This is a genomic window from Streptomyces sp. LARHCF249, from assembly GCF_052871255.1.
This window is the reverse complement of record NZ_JBIXJQ010000001.1, coordinates 761,576-780,206: the sequence shown is the minus strand read 5'-3', so window position 1 is coordinate 780,206 and position 18,631 is coordinate 761,576. Positions and strand designations below refer to the sequence as shown.

Sequence of the window (18,631 nt, the reverse complement as noted above, 5' to 3'; positions counted from 1 at the left end):
CCGCCAATGGCCCACGGGAGGGGGCCGTTCGGCTGATCCAATGGGCTCGTGACGATACGGATCCTGCCTCCGCCCGGCGCACCGCGCCGACTGGCCGCCGCCCAGCTGAGCAATTCCGTCGGGGACGGCGCCTACTACGTGTGTTCGGCGCTCTACTTCATCCGAGTGGTCGGTCTCTCGCCCGCGCAGATCGGCCTGGGGCTGACGATCGCCTGGGCCCTCGGCTCCGTCGCCGGGGTGCCGCTGGGAGCGCTCGCCGACCGGCGGGGCCCCCGGGGCACCTCGGCGGCCCTGGCGGTGGCCACCGCGGCCTCGGTCTTCGCCTTCCTCGCCATCCGGTCCTTCTGGGCCTTCCTGATCGCCGCCGTCGTCTACGCCACCGCCCAGTGCGGACTCGCTGCCTCCCGGCAGGCGCTGCTCGCGGGCCTGGTCCCCCCGGAGCAGCGCACCGGTGTCCTCGCCCACCTCCAGTCCATGCTCAACGGCGGGCTGGCGCTCGGGGCCGCGCTCGGCGGGCTCGCCCTGGGCGCGGACACCGAGCGGGCCTACCTCGCCGTGTTCGTACTGGACGGGGTGGGCTTCCTGGTCTGCGCCGCCGTGCTGCTGCGGCTGCCCGCGGTGGCGCGCGTGACCGGTCGGGCGGCGGGGGAGCCCCGGCTGGCCGTGCTCCGCGACCGGCCGTACGCGCTGGTCACCCTGCTGAACGCGGTCCTGCTGCTGCGGATGCCGCTGCTCAGCCTGGCCATCCCGCTGTGGATCGCGGAGCGCACCCACGCCCCCGGCTGGCTGGTGTCGGCGCTGTTCGTGCTGAACACCGTCGCCGTGATGCTCTTCCAGGTGCGCATGGCCCGGCCGGTCACGGACCTGGACAGCGCCCGGCGGGCGGTGCGGGTGTCGGGGCTGGTCATGGCCGCCTCGTGTGCGGTGTTCGCGGTCTCCGCGCTGCCCGGCCCGGCCTGGGCGGCCGCCGCGCTGCTGGTCGTGGGCGCGGTGCTCCAGGCGGACGCCGAGATGCGGCAGTCCGCCGGGTCCTGGCAGATCGGCTTCTCGCTGGCTCCCGCGGACCGGATCGGCCAGTACCAGGGGTTCTTCGGTACCGGGGTCCCGGTGGCCAGGACCGCCGGTCCGCTGGTGCTGACCTGGCTGCTCCTGGTGTGGAAGATCCCGGGGTGGCTGCTGCTCGGCGCGATCCTGCTGGCCGCCTCGTACGGGATGGGCCCGGCGGTGCGCCGGGCCGGGGCGGTCCGGCAGCAGGACGGGCCCGCGGGGGCCCTCGTACAGCCGGGGTGAGGCCCCGGCTGCGGATACGGTGACCGACGTGGACGACGTACTGAGGCAACTGGGGTCCGTGGGGCCCTTCTTCACCGTGGCGTACGGCAAGGAGCCGCCGCCCGGCCCCGGCTTCCGGCCGCTGACCGTGCTGTACGGGGAGCAGCTCGCGACCTACGTCGCCGAGGTGGGGCGGCGCAACCGCAGCGGGCCGGGCCGGGTGGCCGCCTCGACCGCCCAGTTCGGCATCGCGGCGCGGCTCTGGTCGATCGGGCTGGGCTGCGCGGCGCTGGCCGGGCGGGTGCCGGATCTCGCGGCCGACCGGGTGTGGTGGCGGCTGCCCGGTGCGGGATCGCTCGAACTGTGGCTGCCCGAGCCGCAGGAGCTGCCGGCCGAGGCGCTCGGCGAGAACGTGCTCGGCCACCTGGAACTGCTCGACGCCGCCGTCCGCGAGGGGTTCGGGGTGTCGCCGAAGGTCCTGCGGGGCAACACCGCCTCGGGACTGGTCGGGGCCCTGCGGGTGCTGGTCGACCGGGTGCCCGGCGCCGCGGCCGTGGAGCTGGCGGCGGCCCTGCTGGCCGACGGCGGGGCCCTCGCCGGGACGGGCACCTTCGTCCACGAGGAAGGGCTCGGGGTGGCCTTCGTACGGCGCAGCTGCTGCCTCTACTACCGGGTGCCCGGCGGCGGCTTCTGCGGGGACTGCGTGCTGCGGACCCGGTGAAACGGCAAGGGCCCCCGGGAGCGCGTGCTCCCGGGGGCCCCGCGGCGGAAGGAACTAGAAGGTGAGGTTCCAGGCGTCGATCTTGCCGATGTCGCCGCCGGCGTTGTCGTTCACCCGGAGCTTCCAGGTGCCGTTCGCGACCTCGGAGGAGGCGTTGACGGTGTAGGCCTGGTTGATGTTGTCGGCGCTGCCGCCGGACCGGTTGTGGAGCGTGTACACGGTGCCGTCCGGCGCGATCAGGTCGACCTTCAGGTCACCGATGTAGGTGTGCACGATGTTCACGCCCACCTTGAGGGTGGCCGGGGCGTTGCCCGTCACCCCGCTGACGGTGACGGGGCTCTCCACGGTGGTGTTGTCGCCGATGGCGACGTCACCGAGGTTCTCGAAGTACTTGCCGGGCGGCGGGGTGCTGCCGACGGCCTTGAGCGCGTCGACCTGGCCCTCGCCGAAGAAGCCGTTCTTCGTCGTGGTGCCCTTGCACCGGGTGTCCGACGGGCAGGCGACGTCGTTGGCCTGGACGGCCAGCTTGTCGCGCAGCTGCGCCGGGGTGATGCCCGGGTTGGTGCTCGCCAGCAGGGCGGCCACACCGGCCACGTGCGGGGAGGCCATCGAGGTACCGCTCATGCTGCCGTACTTGCCACCGGGCAGGGTGCTGTAGATGCCGGTCGCGTCGCCGCCGGGGGCCGTCACGTCGATGACGTTCAGACCGTAGTTGGAGTACGAGGCCTTCGCGGTGGTGCCCATCGCCGACACCGTGACCACGCCCGGGAGTTCGGTCGGGATGTCCAGGCAGGCGTTGGTGATGGTGCGGGTGACCGGCGTCGAGTCGTTCGGGCTCTCGGTGTCGGTCGTCTTGTTGGCCAGGTCCAGGTTGGAGTTGCCGGCCGCCGCGACCTGGAGCGAGCCCTTGCTCTCCGCGTACTCCTGGGCGCGCTTGACGCCCTCGATGATCGCGGCCTGGTCGGCGTTGTCCGGGCAGTTGAACTGCCACGGGTCGGTGTAGTAGCTGTTGTTGGTGACCTTGAAGCCGTGGTCACCGGCCCACATGAACCCGCAGACGGTGTTCTCGGCGAAGAAGAGCGAGGAGCCCGGCTCGGCGATGCGCACCGAGGAGATCTTCACGCCCGGGGCCACGCCGATGACGCCCTTGCCGTTCTTGGCCGCCGCGACCGTACCGGCCACGTGCGTGCCGTGGGTGCCGACGTCGCGCCAGGCGCCGGCGCGGGTGTCCGCCTTGCCGTACGCGCAGGACGCGGAGTCAGCCGCGTTGAAGTTCGGCGCCAGGTCCTGGTGCTGGTCGTCCACACCGGTGTCCAGGATGCCGACCTTGACGGTGGCGGAGCCGGTGGTGACGGCCCAGGCCTGGTCGGCCTTGATCTGGGTCATGTCGGCGCGGACCGGCTCGCCCGTCGGGGTGGTGGACTGCGCCGGGTTGGCGGGCAGCGCCGGGTTGTAGGCGTCCGCCGGCACGTCCGAGGTGCGGGTGGCGCCGACCTGCTGGACCCCGCTCACGCCGCGCATGGTGGCGGCGAAGGTGCCGGAGGCCGAGTGGGCGACGATGACGCCGATCGCGTCGTAGGACGCGAAGACCGAGCCGCCGTTGGAGGCGACTGCGGCGCGGACCGCCGAGGTGTCACCGGGCGTGGTGATCACGAAGTAGGCGCGGGTGCCGGCAACCCAGGTCGCACTCTGGGAAGTCGGGGCCGCGGCCTGCGGAGCCGCCGCGGCCGCCGGGGCGGAGGCGGGGCCGGAGGGAGAGACGGGGTCGGTGCCGGCGAGTGCGGCGGGGGCCCCGAAGGTCAGTGCGGCACCGAGGGTTGCGGCCAGCACGAGGGCACGTCGAGGTCGGCTGGATATGTGGGGTATCAATGCGTCCTCCGAAGACCCGGCGGTGCGGGTGGCACCTACGGGTCGTACGAAACAAGTGGTCGAACGCAAGATGTCAGACGCGTGCCCTGGTACGGAAGTACCTTTTACCGCACGCGCGTTCTTCGGCCTGTGGCCGAAAAGCGCCTATAACAGGAGAAGTCGGGGCCGACCGGGCTGGGCACCGTGGGGGCGAGCCCTGCCCGGCCGGCCCGAGTGGGCCCACCGGCTACACCGGTACGCCGTCCTTGGCGCCTTCCGGCTGGGACGGGACGCCCGCCGGCTCGCGGGGCGCGTCGTCGACCAGCGTGGTCTCGTCGAACGGCAGCCGCCCGGCGAGCACCTCGGTGGCCCGTCCGCGGTCGAACTCCTTGGTCCACGTCCCGATGAGAACGGTCGCGACCGCGTTCCCCGCGAAGTTGGTCAGCGCCCGCGCCTCGCTCATGAACCGGTCGATGCCGACGATGAGGCCGACCCCGTCCACCAGTTCCGGCCGGTGCGACTGGAGTCCGCCGGCGAGCGTGGCCAGGCCCGCGCCGGTCACCCCGGCCGCGCCCTTCGAGGCGATGACCATGAACAGCAGCAGGGAGATCTGCTCGCCCAGCGCCAGCGGCTGGCCCATCGCCTCCGCGACGAACAGCGAGGCCATCGTCAGGTAGATCGCGGTCCCGTCCAGGTTGAAGGAGTACCCGGTCGGCACCGTGATGCCGGTGACCGGCCGGGACACCCCCAGGTGCTCCATCTTCGCGATGAGCCGCGGCAGCGCGGACTCCGAGGAGGAGGTGGAGAGGATCAGCAGGAACTCCCGCCCCAGGTACCGCAGCAGGGAGAACACGCTGACCCCCGTGCACACCCGCAGCAGCGTGCCCAGCACCACGAACACGAAGATCAGGCAGGTCGCGTAGAAGCCGATCATGATGACGGCGAGCGATTTCAGCGCGTCGATGCCGGTCGCCCCGACCACCGCCGCGATCGCCCCGAAGGCGCCCACCGGGGCCACCCACATGATCATCGCCAGGATCCGGAACACCAGCTTCTGTACATGTCCGATCCCGCGCAGCACGGGCTCGCCCGCCGTGCCCATGGCCTGGAGCGCGAACCCGCACAGCAGCGCCACCAGCAGCGTCTGGAGCACCTCGCCGCCGGTGAAGGCGGACACCAGCGTGGTCGGGATGATCCCCAGCAGGAACTCCGGCGTGGTCTTCGCCCCGCCGGCCTTGGCCTGGGCCTCTCCGGCGGACTTGGCCGCCTCGGTCAGGTGGAGCCCGCTGCCCGGGTCCAGCAGGTTGCCGACCAGCAGGCCGATGGCGAGGGCCACGGTGGACATCACCATGAAGTAGCCCAGCGCGAGCCCGCCCACCGCCCCCACCTTGGCGGCCTTGCGGACCGAGCCGATGCCCAGCACGATCGTGCAGAAGATCACGGGCGAGATCATCATCTTGATGAGGTTCACGAAGCCGGTGCCCAGCGGCTTGAGCTCCACGGCCACGCCGGGTGCGGCGAAGCCGACGGCGATGCCGAGGAGCACCGCGGCGATCACCGCGATGTAGAGATAGTGCGTTCTGTCGCGCGTGGCGGCCACGATGCCTCCTGGTGGTGAAAACGTTCCGGGAGGACCATCGCGCGCCGTTGTGACCCCGGTCACCCTTGCGTTCATTGAGTTCACGAGCCGGTGCACACTGAGCGACATGTTCCGTTTGCCCCGGCCGCCGCGCAGCCTCGCCGGCCAGCTCTTCGCCATGCAGGTGCTGCTGGTCGCCGTGGTCGTGGCCGGGTGCGCCGTTTTCGCCTACGCCACCGCCCGCGGCCAGGCCGAGGACGCGGCCCGGCGCCAGGCCGGGGCCGTGGCCCGCGCGGTCGCCGACTCCCCGTCGGTCCTGGAGGCCGTACGGGAGGCCGTGCGCGGCAGCGATCCCACGGCCCGGCTGCAGCCGTACGCGGAGCGGGTGCGCGTCGACGCGGGCGTGGACTTCGTGACGATCATGGACCCGGCGGGGCGGCGCTGGACCCACCCCGACCCGCGCCGGATCGGCGAGCCCTTCATGGGCAATACCGGCCCCGCCCTGCGCGGCCGGACCTTCAGCGAGACCTACACCGGCACCCTCGGGCCCTCGATCCGGGTGGTCACCCCGCTGACGGACGACGGGCGCGTGGTCGGCATGGTCAGCGCCGGGATCACCGTCCGGGCGGTCAGCGCGCGCCTCGCCGAGCAGCTCACCGCCCTCGTCTGGGTCGCGGCCGCGGCCCTCGCCCTCGGCGGAGCGGGCACCTACATCGTCAACGCCCGGCTGCGCCGCCACACCCACGGGATGAACGCGGCCGAGCTCAGCCGGATGTACGACTACCACCAGGCGGCCCTGCACGGTGTGCGCGAGGGGCTGCTGATGCTCGACGGCCAGCGCAGGATCACCCTCGTCAACGACGCGGGGCGCGAACTGCTGGGCCTGCGGGGCGCGGTGACCGGAACCGGCGTCGCCGACCTGGGGCTGCCCGCGCCGCTCACCGGGGCGCTGCTCGCCGACCGGCCGCGGGTCGACGAGGTGCACCTGACCGCCGACCGGCTGCTCGTCGTCAACAGCTCGCCCGTCGCGGGCGGCGGTCGCCGGGGCACCGTGGTCACCTTGCGCGACCACACCGAACTCCAGCTGCTGGCCGGGGAGTTGGATCACGAACGCGGGTTCACCCAGGCCCTGCGCTCCCAGGCGCACGAGGCGGCGAACCGGCTGCACACGGTGGTCTCGCTGATCGAGCTCGGCCGGGCGGACGAGGCGGTCGAGTTCGCCACCGCGGAACTGGAGCTGGCGCAGGCCCTCACCGACGAGGTGGTCACCGCCGTCGGAGAGCCGGTGCTCGTCGCGCTGCTGCTCGGCAAGGCCGCCCAGGCGCACGAGCGGGGCGTCGAGCTGCTGGTCACCCCCGACAGCACGGCCATCGACGGCGGGCCCGGGACCCCGTCGGCCCGGGACCTGGTCACCGTGGTCGGCAACCTCGTGGACAACGCCATGGACGCGCTCACCGGCGTCCCGGGCGGCCGGATCGCGGTCACCGTGCGCCGCGACGGGGAAGGACTGCTGCTGCGGGTGGCGGACACCGGACCCGGCCTCCCGGAGGGGGTGGACGTGTTCCGGCGCGGCTGGTCCGGCAAGGGCGAGGACCGCGGCCTGGGCCTGGCCCTCGTACGGCAGGTGGCGCAGCGCCACGGCGGCACGGCGGAGGCCGCCTCGGGCCCGTCCGGCGGGGCCGAGTTCACCGTACGGCTGCCGGCGCCCGTGCCGGGGCAGGGGGAGGCGGCCGCGGCGCCAGGCCGCGGCGCACCGTACCCGGAGCGCCCGCCGGGCCTCGGCCGTCCGGCCGGCGGCGCGCGCGAGCCCGCGGGTCCCGGCCCCGCCTCGGGCGGGACACCGTGAGCGGGTCCGGGGTGCGGGTCCTGATCGTCGAGGACGACCCGGTCGCCGCCGACGCGCACGCGCTCTACGTGGGCCGGGTTCCGGGCTTCACCGCGGTCGGTACCGTGCACTCGCTCGCCGAGGCCACCCGAGCCCTGGAGCGGACGCGCGTCGACCTGCTGCTGCTCGACCTGACCCTGCCCGACGGGCACGGCCTGCGCTTCGCGCGCGGGCTGCGGGCCGCCGGGCACCCCGTCGACGTGATCGTGGTGACCTCGGCGCGGGACCTTGCCGTGGTCCGCGAGAGCGTCTCGCTCGGCGTGGTCCAGTACGTGCTGAAGCCCTTCGCCTTCCCGACCCTGCGCGAACGGCTCCTGCGCTACGCCGAGTTCCGCGCGACGGCGGGCGAGGCGGCCGGCCAGGACGACGTGGACCGGGCGATGGCCGCCCTGCGCGCTCCGCGCCCGGCGGAGCTCCCCAAGGGGCTGAGCGCGCCGACCCTGGACCGGGTCGCCGCGCTGCTGCGGTCGGCCCCCGAGGGGCTGACGGCGGCGGGGACGGCCGAGGCGGCCGGGATCTCCCGGATCACCGCCCGCCGCTACCTGGAGCACCTGGTCGACACCGGCCGCGCGGACCGCACCCCCCGGTACGGCCAGGTCGGCCGCCCCGAACTGCACTACCGCTGGCTGGCGGCGGCGACCGGCTCGGTGTCGAACGTGTAGAACTTCCGGTGGTCCAGAAGGTCCGCCGGGGTCACGTCGTTCCACGGCCGCATCGTGTCCCCCAGGTCCACGACGTTCGGGGTGCCGGCCGCGGGCAGGTACGTGGACTGCGGGTGGCGGGCCTGCCAGTCGGCCCACAGCTTGTCCACGAAGGCGTGGTGCATCCAGAACACCGGGTCGTTGGGGGAGACCCCGGTGCCCATCTGCCCGCCGACCCACACGTGCACCCGGTTGTGCAGGTTGGCGCCCCGCCAGCCCTCCAGGTTGTTGCGGAAACCGCTGGAGGAGCTGTTCCAGGGGGCCGCGTCGTACACCGGCATGGCGAGGACGGCGTCCACCTCCGCCTTGGTCGGCAGCTCGGCGACGCCCTGGCCCAGCGCCCGGCGCAGGTAGGCGCGCCCGTCCACCCGTACGGTTATGTTCCACTTGCCCGTCGCGTAGGCGAAGGGTCCGTCGAGGACCTGGCCGTCGCGGGCCCGGCCGGTGCCGCCGAGGAAGTCGGCGGCCCAGAGGGAGGAGCGGGCGGTGCGGTCGGCCGTCCAGTCCCAGTACGGGAGCGTGACCTTCGCGTCAACCTCCTGCAGAGCAGCCTCGAACTCGAGAAGAAACCGGCGGTGCCAGGGCAGGAAGGAGGGGGAGCGGTGCCCCACCCGGTCGCCCGCGTCGGTGTCGCTCATGATGAAGCCGTTGTGGGTGGTGACGAAGCGGTCGTAGCGGCCGGTGCGCTTCAGCTCCAGAAGCGCGTTGGTGAAGGCGCGCTTCTCCTCGGCAGTGAGCGCGGCCTGGTTCTTGCGGACGGTCATGCCGTGCCTCCCATCGGGGCGAACGGGGCGAGCACGGCGCCCTGGAGCTCGCGCACGGCGGCGCGGGCCAGCGAGGCCGGGTCGGCAAAGGTCTCGTAGTGGTTGACCACGCTGATCCAGGTGCCGTCGGCGTTCCGCATCACGTGCAGTTCGCGGCCGTCTATCCGGACGGTGGGCAGACCGGGGGAGTGGTGGCCGCCGTGATGGCCGCCTCCCGTACCGGGGGTTATCCGGATGCGTCGGCCCTTGTACACCTCGTCGACCGTGCCGGCGGGGGCGGCGGCCCGGGAGTCGGTGGCGGCGGCGTGCGCGGTGGCGCCCGCCAGGCCGAGGACGGTGAGTGCGCCGGCAGTGGTGCCCAAGGCCTGCCGACGGGTGATCTTGTTCATGACCGAAGAACTACCAGGGCAGCAGCGGCAGTTGACCACTATCCGGACATCAGTGGATAAGTTTGGTTTAGAACGAATCGCACGTTCTTCCGGTCGGGGCCGAGTGTGGCGACTTCGACGGGAAGTTCTGTCGTGTCGATGCTACTCGGCGGTAATTTCTTCTGTTCCGCGGGCCGGCTGTGGAGGGGGTCACACTGCCGAGTCGGCCGGAAGGTGTGGCGTGACCTCGGGTGGATATGTCTGTTACTCACCTATAGTGCCGATATGGCTCTTCATGAGACGAAGGACGCGCATGCACCCGACGCCGACACGGACGTGTTCGCGTCCGCGCTGAGCGGCCAGATCCTCCCCAAGTACCGGATGCCCGAAGACCACGCGCCCACCGAGGTCGTCTACGAACTCATCCGCAACGAACTCCTGTTGGACGGGAACGCCGCGCAGAACCTGGCCACCTTCTGCACCACCTGGTCCGACGACGGCGTCCACCGCCTGATGAACGACTGCCTCGACAAGAACATGATCGACAAGGACGAGTACCCGCAGACCGCCGAGATCGAGGCGCGCTGCGTCAACATCCTGGCCGACCTGTGGAACGCCCCCGTCGGCGCCGCCGCGACCGGCTGCTCCACCACCGGCTCCAGCGAGGCCGCCATGCTCGGCGGACTCGCCCTCAAATGGCGCTGGCGCGCCCGCCGCCGCGCGCAGGGCCTTCCCGCGGACCGCCCCAACCTGGTGTGCGGCCCGGTCCAGATCTGCTGGGAGAAGTTCGCCCGCTACTTCGACGTCGAGCTGCGCCAGGTCCCCCTGGAGCAGGGCGCCACCGGTCTGCGGCCCCACCAGCTCGCCGCGTACGTCGACGAGAACACCATCGGCGTCGTCGCCATCCTCGGTGTCACCTACACGTGCGACTACGAACCCGTCGCCGACATCGCCGCCGAACTCGACCGCATCCAGGCCGAGCACGGCTGGGACGTGCCCATCCACGTGGACGCCGCGAGCGGCGGCTTCGTCGCCCCCTTCCTCCACCCCGACGTGGTCTGGGACTTCCGGCTGCCGCGCGTCGCCTCCGTCAACACCTCGGGCCACAAGTACGGCCTCGCGCCCCTCGGCGTCGGCTGGATCGTCTGGCGCACCGCCGACCTGCTCCCCGCGGACCTCGTCTTCGACGTGGACTACCTGGGCGGTGACATGCCGACCTTCGCGCTCAACTTCTCCCGCCCGGGCGGCGAGGTCGTCGCCCAGTACTACCTGTTCCTTCGACTGGGCCGGGGCGGCTACCGCCGTGTGCAGCAGGCCTGCGCCGACACCGCCCGGTACCTGGCCGCCGAGATCGCCGGGATGGGCCCGTTCACCCTCCTCTACGACGGCCGCGGCGCCCTCCCCGCCGTCTCCTACACGCTCACCGACCCGGCCGGAGCGGGCTTCAGCCTCTACGACCTCTCCGACCGGCTGCGGATGCGCGGCTGGCAGGTGCCCTCGTACCCGCTGCCGGCCGACCGGGACGACACCGTCATCCAGCGGGTCCTCGTCCGGCACGGGGTGACCCGCGATCAGATCGCCCTGCTCGTCGCCGACCTGCGCCGCGCCGTGGAGCACCTGAAGGCCGTACCCCCGTCCGCCCCGGCCGCCGAGCCGCGGTCCGGCTTCCATCACTGAGCCGGTTTCGCCGACCAGCGCATGCCGAGGGCGGTCAGGGCGGCAACCCGCTCGGGGGTGAGCGAGGCCGCGCGGGAGCGCTGGTTGGCGATCCAGGCACCCAGCCGGTACTCCTGGTCGCCGTACAGCTCCACGTGCGTACGGGGCACCCGCAGGTGCTTCTCGCGCAGGTGGAACTGCTCGGCCGCCTCCAGGTGGTCCGCCCACGCCTCGGCGTGGCTGCGGCGCGGCCTCGGGCGCTCGTCCTCCGGCGCCCGCGTCACACCGAGCGTGTGCTCCAGCAGCCAGCGCTGCGCCCATGACAGGCGCTCCCAGTTCAGTCGCTGCGCGCGCACCCAGCCGCCCAGGTCCTCGCCCTGGACCACCACCTCGCCGGGGGCGAGCGGGAGGCGGCCGCCCGCGTCCAGGTGGACGCGGGTCAGGTGGAAGGCGCGCTGCCAGGAGATCTCCCAGGCGGGGCACCAGGAGGCGTCGACCGCCTCCAGGGCCTCCCGGCGCTCCTCCGACAGGCCCCCGGGCCCCGCGCGGCGGGCCGCCGCCCGCTGGTTCTTCACCCAGATCCCGACCGGAGCGCCCCGCCACGTGGCGTCCGCCGGCGGCAGCAGGTGGCCGTGCTCCGCGGCCCAGCCGCGGGCCGCCGCGAGCCCCTCCTCGAAGGCCACGTCGAAGTGGCTCCACACCATGCCGAGTTCGTCGAGCACGGCCGCCCGCTCCCGGCCGAGCGCGCCCCGGCGGTACGTGCGCCGCGCGTCCGCGATCCACTGGCCGAGCGGGAACCGGGCCAGCCCCGGCGGCCACGCCCCGTCGTCCGCCGGCACCTTGAAGCCGAACGGCACCCTGAGGTCCCCGGCCGTGGCGGCGTAGATCCGGGCGGCCTCGACCCCGCGCCGCCAGTGCGCGTGCTCCGGATGCAGCACGCGCAGCCGTACGAAGGCGGCCAGCAGCGCCGGATCCCGGGGCGTGGAGAAGTTCAGCAGCTCCTGCGCGCCGGAGCCGGCCGCCGGGGCCGCGGTCCGGCTCGACGCCTGCGGCTGGGCCAGTGCCTCCACCAGGCGCGCGTCGTGTGCCCGCAGCGCCTCCAGCAGCCGCGCCAGGTCCCCGTACGCCCGCGAGGTGAGCATCGCCTCGGGCGTCTCACCCGGTTCCAGCAGCACGGGGACCACCAGGGAGGCGACCTTCCCCTCCCCGGGCCGGATCCGCAGCGCCCGCCCGACCGCCTGCACCAGGTCGGGCATGGAGCCCCGTACGTCGGCCCAGTAGACGGAGTCGCACTCCTTGGTGTCCACGCCCTCGCCGAGCACGCGGACACTGCCGAGGAAGGCCTTCTCGGCGACCCGGCCGTCCGAAAACGCGTCCAGCACCTGCCGCCGTCGGGCGGCGGAGTGCTGCCCCGACAGCCAGTCCGCCCACACGGTGCGGGGATACGCCGGCCGGGGGCCGCCGCTGCCCTTGCCGGCGCTGAGCCGCAGCCGCTCCGCCACGGCCGGGAGCCCGGCCGCGAAGGCCTCGGCCTCCTTGGTGAGGTGGTGGAAGACGAGCGTCCGCCGGAACCCCTCCTGGGCGGCCGCCTTCACCAGCGCGGTCTGCAGGGCCGCCAGCCGGGCCCCGCGCACCGCGTCCGAGCGGCCGTCGCGGCCCAGCAGCACGGCCGCCCGGAACTGCGGGTCGGTCACGTCCACGCACACCACCCGGTAGGGGGCGCAGATCCCGCGGTCGATGGCCTCGGACAGCGAGAGCGTGTAGCAGCGCGCGCCGAACGGCCCCCGCGGATCGTCCTCCATGGACGCCACCAGCTCGCCGCGCCCCCGGGTACCTCCCCCGGCCTCCGCCTCCGCCTCCTCTTCCTCGCCGTCCTGCCAGACGCGGGGCGTGGCCGTCAGGTAGAGCCGCCGCACGGCGGGGATCCGCGCGTTGTCGTGCACCACCGCCCAGGGTTTGCCGATCCGCCCGGAGGTCCGGTGCGCCTCGTCGACCACGACCAGGTCCCAGCCCGGCAGCCCTGCGAGATGGGCGCGCTCGATGGTGCCCAGGCCCAGCGAGGCGTACGTCGCGAACACCGTCGCCCGGTCCGCGGGCGGGCCGCCCCAGCGGGCCAGTTCGGCCGGATCGGTGGTGGTCGGTACGCCCGCGTCCTCGGCGCGCAGGGAGCACACGGCCAGCGACCGCCCGGCGCGGCCGCCCTCCCGCCAGGCGGTGACGGTCTGCACCAGCAGGTCCAGGGAGGGAACCAGCACCAGCACCCTCCCGGCCCGCAGTTCCTCCGCCGAGCGGACGGCGACCAGGGACTTCCCCGAACCGGTGGCCATGATCACCTGGGTGCGCAGCCCGCGCTCGGGCACCCGGCCCCCGGCGGGCACCTCCAGCGCCCGCACCACGGCATCGACGGCCTCGCGCTGGTGCGGACGAAGGTCCTTCCTCGCCATGTGTCTCGCTCACCCTCGTGATCAGCCGATACTGCTCCAGCTCCTATCCTGCCTCCACTTTGATGCATCGGGGGTGCGCATCGCGGAACACGGGTGTCACATCCGGCGGGGCTGCTTTGTCTCACGGGCAGGAAACCAGTTCTTGATCAACTGGCGTTCGAATGCGACGGTGGGACCCATGACCGACACGTTCGAGGAGAACCGGCGACTGCTCTTCGGCACTGCCTACCGGATGCTCGGCAGCGTCGCCGACGCCGAGGACATCGTGCAGGACGCCTGGCTCGCCTGGAACCGGACGGACCGGACGGCCGTGCAGCACCCCAAGGCCTATCTGGTGCGCACCGTCACCAACCTGAGCCTGAACCGGCTGACGTCGGCCCAGGCGGTCCGCGAGGCCTACGTCGGCCCGTGGCTCCCCGAGCCCCTCCTGACCTCGCCCGACGTCGCCGAGGGGGCCGAATTGGCCGACACCGTCTCGATGGCGGTCCTGGTCGTGCTGGAAACCCTCACCCCGGTCGAGCGCGCGGTGTTCGTGCTCCGCGAGGTGTTCGGGTACTCCTACGCGGAGATCGCCGAGGTCGTCGGGAAGTCGGAGGCCGCCGTCCGCCAGTCCGCGCACCGGGCCCGCGAGCACGTACAGGCCCGCCGCCCGCGGTTCACCGCGGGCGCCTCCCAACAGCGCGAGGTCGCCGAGAAGTTCCTCGCGGCCTGCGCCGGCGGGGACCTGGGCGAGGTGCTCACGCTCCTCGCCCCCGACGTCGTCTCCTGGTCGGACGGCGGCGGTGTCGTCTCGGCCGCCCGCCGCCCCCTGCGCGGACCCGACCACGTCGCGCGCTGGCTCCTGGGCGTCCTGGCCAAACCCGAGGCCCAGGGCGTGGAGATGCGCATCGCCGAGATCAACGGCGAGGCCGGACTGCTGCTGGCCGTCGGCGGCGTGAACTTCGGCGCGGCCACCTTCGAGGCGGCCGAAGGCCGGATCACCGCGCTGCGCTTCGTCATCAACCCGCAGAAGCTGCGCGGCATCCAGTCCTGAACCGCACTCGCGGGCCGGCTACTTCGCGCCGAAGTTCTGCGTCCACCAGGGACCGCCCGAGCCCTGGTGGATGCCGACGCCGAGGTCCTTGAAGGAGCAGTTGAGGATGTTCGCGCGGTGGCCCGGGCTCTTCATCCAGGCGTCCATGACCGACTGGGCCGACTGCTGGCCCTTCGCGATGTTCTCCCCGTACGTCGACCAGCGGTATCCGGCGGCCGTGGTCCGCTGGCCCGGGTCCGTTCCCTCCGGGCTGGTGTGCGAGAAGAAGTCCCGCCGCGCCATGTCCTCGGAGTGGCCCTGGGCGGCCGCGCGCAGCTGCGCGTCCTCCTTCAGCGGAGCGCAGCCCGCCGCCGCCCGCTCGGAGTTGACCAGGGCCAGGACCTGACCCGCCATGCCCGGCGGGGCGGGGGCCGGCGCCGGGGGCTTCGGGCTCGGGGAGCTGCTGCGGCTCGGTGCCGGGGTCGGGCTCGCGGCCGGGGTCGGCGAGGCGGAGGCCGACGGCGTCGGCGACGGGGACGCGGAGGGCGAGGCGGAGGCGGAGGCGGACGGCGAGGGCGGCTCCGAGGGGAGCGCGGACTCGGAGGCCGAGAGTGCGGCCAGCGGGGCCGGGGCGGCGGCGTCGCCCGTCTTCGTGTCGCCGGAACCGGGGAGCGTGCCGAGGTACACCAGGCCGCCGCCCGCGACACAGGCCGCGAGGACCGCTCCGCCGATCACCCGGCGCCGGTTCTGCTTGCGCCTGCGCAGCGCGCCGCGACCGCCGCCCGCCGTCGCCACGTCCGGGGCGAGGTGCGCCTGGGCCGCCGTGTCGGCGAAGCCCGGGCCCGTGCCGGCGCCCTCGCCGGCGGCGAAGGCGGCGCCCGCGAGGTCGAAGTCGGCCGCACCGGTCGCGCGTATCCCGGCCAGCAGGGCCGCGGAGACGGGCACCAGCGCCAGCCCGGCCAGCAGCCCCTCCGCCGGAACCAGGCCGCTCCACAGGCCGGAGCAGCGTACGCAGTCCCGCGCATGGCGGGCTATTCGCTTGCGCCACAGCGCCGAGGGCCGGCCGTCCCAGCCCGCCAGCAGCCCCCGCAGCTCCTCGCACACCGGCTGGGTGTCCAGGGCGCGCACCACCACCCGGGCCGCCTCCAGCTGCGCCTTCATCCGCTGCACCCGTACCGCCGCGTGCTGCGGGGACAGCTCCAGCGCGGAGGCCACCTCCGCCCGGGTGAGCTCCCCGGCGCACTCCAGCCACCACAGCGACAGCAGCGCCCGGTCGTCGGGCTCCAGCCAGCGCGTGGCGCGGGCCGTCTCGCGCCGCTGACCCGCAAGGTTGAGGCGGACGACCGTCAGGTCGACGAAGTCGGCCCCCGGGTCGGCGACCTCGCCGGCCGCCTCCAGCGTGCTCTCGCCGTAGCCGCTCTGCAGGGCCTGCCAGTACGCCCGTATCCGGTTCATCGCGATCGCCACCAGCCAGGACCGGAAGCTCTCGTCCGCGCGCAGCCCGCCGAGCCCGTCCAGGGCCCGCAGCATCGTGTCCTGCACCACGTCGTCCACGTCGCAGGACCCGTTCAGGGCCCGGCCGACGATGTTGTAGACGAGCGGCAGGTGGGTGCCGACGAGTTCGTCCTGCGCGCGGGGATCGCCCGCGCGCGCCGCTGCCACCAGCGCTGCCGTGTGCTGAGTGCTCATGTGATGTTCCCTGTCCGTACCGGCGGTCGATGATGCCCAATGTCTGGGAGACCGTCGAAAGGGGCCTCGATAACACTTATCCGGAAAATGATTTCCCGGCATCCGCTGCGGGCGGAAGGGGGTAGCGCCGCGCCGAGGCGTCGGTCTGGGCGAGCCGCCGCAGCGCAGCCAGCATCGCATCCCCCAGTACGGTGCCCACCACCACCCGCTCCACCATGTCCTCCCGCTGCGTCCGGCGCCCGACGAAGGCCAGGTCGGCGGCTGCGATCCGCTCCGCGGCCGCGGCGAACTCGTCAAGGTAGTCCAGATAGTCCCCCTGCCCCACCGCCAACAGGGAGGACGCGGCGGCGGTGAGCGCCAGCGCGGACGGGTCGCCGAGCGGTACCTGCCAGCCGCGCCGCGTGATCAGCTCCTCGACCAGGGCGCGCGCCTGCGCGCCGTTCGCCGGGTCGACCTCCGGCGGGTCGGCGGGGCGGACGGTGCCGGCGGCGTCGCCCAGCAGGTCGTGCAGGGGGCGGTCGAGGTCCGCCAGAGCCTCCACCACCTTGCCGACGGAGGCGAGCGGCAGTCCGCCGACATCGGTGAGGGCGCGGATCAAGTGCAGTCTGCGGACGTGCTGTTCGCCGTATCGGGCCTGATTGGGGCTGGTCAACTCACCGGCGGGCAGCAGGCCTTCGCGGAGATAGAACTTGATGGTGGGCACCGGTACGCCGGCGGTCCGGCTCAACTCTCCCATGCGCAAAGTGAATTCTCTCTTTCGGTGGGGCCCGGGGCTTGCGCGGGCGGGCTGGATTATGGACAGTGGCACTATCGGATAGCGGGTAGTGCCGGTATCCATTATGGGGGGTGCAGGATGCGGAACCACATCGAAGGATGGCATCGGCCGCTGTTCGTCTTCGCGGCGGCCATGGGAGTGCTCGCGCTGGTCTCGGGGGTGGGGCTGATCGTGGACGACCGGGTGCTGGTCGGATCCCCGATCTGGCACAAGCCGTTCAAGTTCTCGGTCTCGTTCGCCGTCTACGGGCTGACGCTGGCGTGGATGTACTCGCTGCTCACGCGCGGCCGCCGGGCGGGCTGGTGGGCGGGCGCGGTGATCGCGGCGGCGAGCGCCATCGAGATGGCCGTGATCGTGGGCCAGGTGGTGCGGGGCAAGCGCAGCCACTTCAACCAGGAAACCCCCTTCGACAGCGGCCTGTTCGCCGTGATGGGGGCGACGGTCGTCGTGCTGTGGCTGGCCGCCCTGCTGATGGCGGTGGTGCTGTGGCGCCAGCCGCTCGCCGACCGGGCCACCGCGTGGGCCATTCGGACGGGTTCGGTCGTCGCGCTCGCCGGACTCGCGATCGGCTTCCTGATGGTCCAGCCCACCGAGGCGCAGCTCGCCGCGCAGATCACCGACACGGTCGGCGCGCACAGCGTCGGCGTCCCGGACGGCGGACCGCACCTGCCGGTCACCGGCTGGGCCGCCACCGGGGGCGATCTGCGGATCGCCCACTTCGCCGGGATGCACGCCCTCCAGGCGCTGCCGCTGCTGGCGCTGGCGCTGACCTTCGCGGCCCGGCGGTACGGCTGGGCGGCCGTCCCGGCCGTGCGCACGCGCCTCGTCCTGGTCGCGGCGGCGGGGTACGCGGGACTGGTGGCCCTGACCGCCTGGCAGGCCCTGCGGGGGCAGGCGCTCACCGCGCCGGACGGGGTGACCCTGGGCGCGGCGGCCGGGCTGGCCGTCGCGGTCGCGGCGGGAGCGGCCCTCGCCCTGCGGCGCGGCTCCGGGGCGCGACCCGGGCCGGGCGCGCCGGCCGCGTCGGCGTCGGCGTCGGCGTCGGCCGTCGAGGCGGCCGGGCGCTGATCCGCGAAGGCGCCGGCTCCGCTCACAGCAGCGGAGCCAGCGCCTCCGTGGCCGCCCGCAGAGCGGGCGCGAACGACTCGACCTCCTCGCGGCCGACCAGGAAGGTGACGGTGGTGATGCTCACCCCGCCGACCGGCCGGCCGCCCGGGCCGAGGACCGCCGCGCCGATGCAGCGGATGGTCGCCTCGTTCTCCTCGTCATCGAGGGCGAAGCCGCGGGCGCGGACCTCCGCCAGCTGCGCGTACAGCGCCTGCGCGCTCGTGACCGTCCGCGGAGTCCGAACCGGCAGCCCGGTGGCGGCGATCAACTCCCGCACCTCCGCCTCGGGCAGGTGCGCCAGGACGCTCTTGCCGATCGCGGTGGTGTGCAGCGGCATGTGCATGCCGACCCGGGAGGCCGTCCGGAAGGGCTGCTCGCTCTCCAGCTTCCGGATGTATGTGATCGTCTGCCCGCTGTGCAGGGCGAGATGGACGGTCTGGCCGCCGGTCGCCTGGCGCAGCTCGTCCAGGATCCGCCCGATGCTCGCCGGCTCCCCGCCGCCGACCAGGGCGGACAGCCCGCGCAGCCGCGGTCCCACCCCGTACCGGCCGTCGCCGTCCTGGCGCACGAAGCCCTGCTCGGCCAGCGAGGCGAGGATCCGGAAGGTGCTGGACTTGGGCACTGCGGCCGCCGCCGTCACCTCGGCGAGCCGGTGCGGCCCGCCGGGCGCCGTCACCGCCTCCAGGATGCGCAGGGACTTCTCCAGTGCCGATCCCGCGGCGGAGCTCCGCCCTCCGCGCGGCGCGCCGCCCTCCCCGGGCTCCGGGGACCCATCCGTTGACACGACAACTCCCGGACTGTGTAGGGTCTAGA

At 73.6% G+C, this 18,631-nt stretch carries 15 protein-coding genes; 7 read left to right on the top strand and 8 right to left on the bottom strand.

The window, feature by feature from the left end; translation table 11 throughout:
- Positions 1 to 48: 48 nt before the first annotated feature.
- Together ACIPUC_RS03765 and ACIPUC_RS03760 are read left to right on the top strand one after the other, a co-directional pair.
- Positions 49 to 1,290 (top strand): MFS transporter, encoded by a 1,242-nt coding sequence (locus tag ACIPUC_RS03765; protein WP_446586558.1) that lies wholly within the window; start codon positions 49 to 51, stop codon positions 1,288 to 1,290.
- Positions 1,291 to 1,318: 28 nt separating this feature from the next.
- On the top strand, positions 1,319 to 1,990 hold the full coding sequence (locus ACIPUC_RS03760; protein WP_446586557.1) for a (2Fe-2S)-binding protein: 672 nt from the start codon (positions 1,319 to 1,321) through the stop codon (positions 1,988 to 1,990).
- Positions 1,991 to 2,044: 54 nt separating this feature from the next.
- On the opposite strand, the gene ACIPUC_RS03755 is transcribed toward ACIPUC_RS03760, so the two are convergent.
- Both ACIPUC_RS03755 and ACIPUC_RS03750 read right to left on the bottom strand, forming a co-directional pair.
- Positions 2,045 to 3,820, bottom strand: coding sequence for a S8 family peptidase (locus tag ACIPUC_RS03755; RefSeq protein ID WP_446586556.1), 1,776 nt, complete (start codon positions 3,818 to 3,820; stop codon positions 2,045 to 2,047).
- 265 nt (positions 3,821 to 4,085) lie between these two features.
- Positions 4,086 to 5,438, bottom strand: coding sequence for a cation:dicarboxylate symporter family transporter (locus tag ACIPUC_RS03750; protein WP_446586555.1), 1,353 nt, complete (start codon positions 5,436 to 5,438; stop codon positions 4,086 to 4,088).
- Positions 5,439 to 5,544: 106 nt separating this feature from the next.
- On the opposite strand from ACIPUC_RS03750, the gene ACIPUC_RS03745 reads away from it, so the two are divergent.
- Together ACIPUC_RS03745 and ACIPUC_RS03740 are read left to right on the top strand one after the other, a co-directional pair.
- Complete coding sequence (locus ACIPUC_RS03745; protein ID WP_446586554.1) at positions 5,545 to 7,263, top strand: sensor histidine kinase; 1,719 nt, start codon at positions 5,545 to 5,547, stop codon at positions 7,261 to 7,263.
- The gene (locus tag ACIPUC_RS03740) at positions 7,260 to 7,964 is read left to right on the top strand and encodes a response regulator (protein ID WP_446586553.1); all 705 of its coding nucleotides are present in this window, start codon (positions 7,260 to 7,262) and stop codon (positions 7,962 to 7,964) included. The genes ACIPUC_RS03745 and ACIPUC_RS03740 overlap by 4 nt, the downstream gene beginning before the upstream one ends.
- Here ACIPUC_RS03740 and melC2 read toward each other — a convergent pair.
- Together melC2 and melC1 are read right to left on the bottom strand one after the other, a co-directional pair.
- Positions 7,919 to 8,767, bottom strand: a complete 849-nt coding sequence (gene melC2, locus ACIPUC_RS03735) for a tyrosinase MelC2 (RefSeq protein WP_446586552.1) — start codon at positions 8,765 to 8,767, stop codon at positions 7,919 to 7,921. The genes ACIPUC_RS03740 and melC2 overlap by 46 nt on opposite strands.
- Positions 8,764 to 9,156 (bottom strand): apotyrosinase chaperone MelC1, encoded by a 393-nt coding sequence (gene melC1 / locus ACIPUC_RS03730; protein WP_446586551.1) that lies wholly within the window; start codon positions 9,154 to 9,156, stop codon positions 8,764 to 8,766. Before melC1 ends, melC2 begins: the two co-directional genes overlap by 4 nt.
- 264 nt (positions 9,157 to 9,420) lie before the next feature.
- On the opposite strand from melC1, the gene ACIPUC_RS03725 reads away from it, so the two are divergent.
- Complete coding sequence (locus tag ACIPUC_RS03725) at positions 9,421 to 10,812, top strand: glutamate decarboxylase (protein ID WP_446586550.1); 1,392 nt, start codon at positions 9,421 to 9,423, stop codon at positions 10,810 to 10,812.
- Here ACIPUC_RS03725 and ACIPUC_RS03720 read toward each other — a convergent pair.
- A complete protein-coding gene (locus ACIPUC_RS03720) occupies positions 10,806 to 13,235 on the bottom strand; it encodes a Helicase associated domain protein (RefSeq protein ID WP_446586549.1) in 2,430 nt (809 codons plus the stop codon). The genes ACIPUC_RS03725 and ACIPUC_RS03720 overlap by 7 nt on opposite strands.
- Before the next feature lie 178 nt (positions 13,236 to 13,413).
- Between ACIPUC_RS03720 and ACIPUC_RS03715 the strand changes: the two genes are divergently transcribed.
- A complete protein-coding gene (locus ACIPUC_RS03715; protein WP_446586548.1) occupies positions 13,414 to 14,268 on the top strand; it encodes an RNA polymerase sigma-70 factor in 855 nt (284 codons plus the stop codon).
- Between the two features lie 18 nt (positions 14,269 to 14,286).
- On the opposite strand, the gene ACIPUC_RS03710 is transcribed toward ACIPUC_RS03715, so the two are convergent.
- Positions 14,287 to 15,936 (bottom strand): sigma-70 family RNA polymerase sigma factor, encoded by a 1,650-nt coding sequence (locus ACIPUC_RS03710; protein WP_446586547.1) that lies wholly within the window; start codon positions 15,934 to 15,936, stop codon positions 14,287 to 14,289.
- Positions 15,937 to 16,012: 76 nt separating this feature from the next.
- On the bottom strand, positions 16,013 to 16,672 hold the full coding sequence (locus ACIPUC_RS03705) for a MerR family transcriptional regulator (protein WP_446586546.1): 660 nt from the start codon (positions 16,670 to 16,672) through the stop codon (positions 16,013 to 16,015).
- Positions 16,673 to 16,789: 117 nt separating this feature from the next.
- On the opposite strand from ACIPUC_RS03705, the gene ACIPUC_RS03700 reads away from it, so the two are divergent.
- Positions 16,790 to 17,779, top strand: coding sequence for a hypothetical protein (locus ACIPUC_RS03700; RefSeq protein WP_446586545.1), 990 nt, complete (start codon positions 16,790 to 16,792; stop codon positions 17,777 to 17,779).
- Between the two features lie 22 nt (positions 17,780 to 17,801).
- Here the strand turns inward: ACIPUC_RS03700 and ACIPUC_RS03695 are convergent, their stop codons facing one another.
- Entirely contained in the window at positions 17,802 to 18,602 is an 801-nt protein-coding gene (locus tag ACIPUC_RS03695) for an IclR family transcriptional regulator (RefSeq protein ID WP_446586544.1), read from the bottom strand.
- Positions 18,603 to 18,631: the final 29 nt, after the last annotated feature.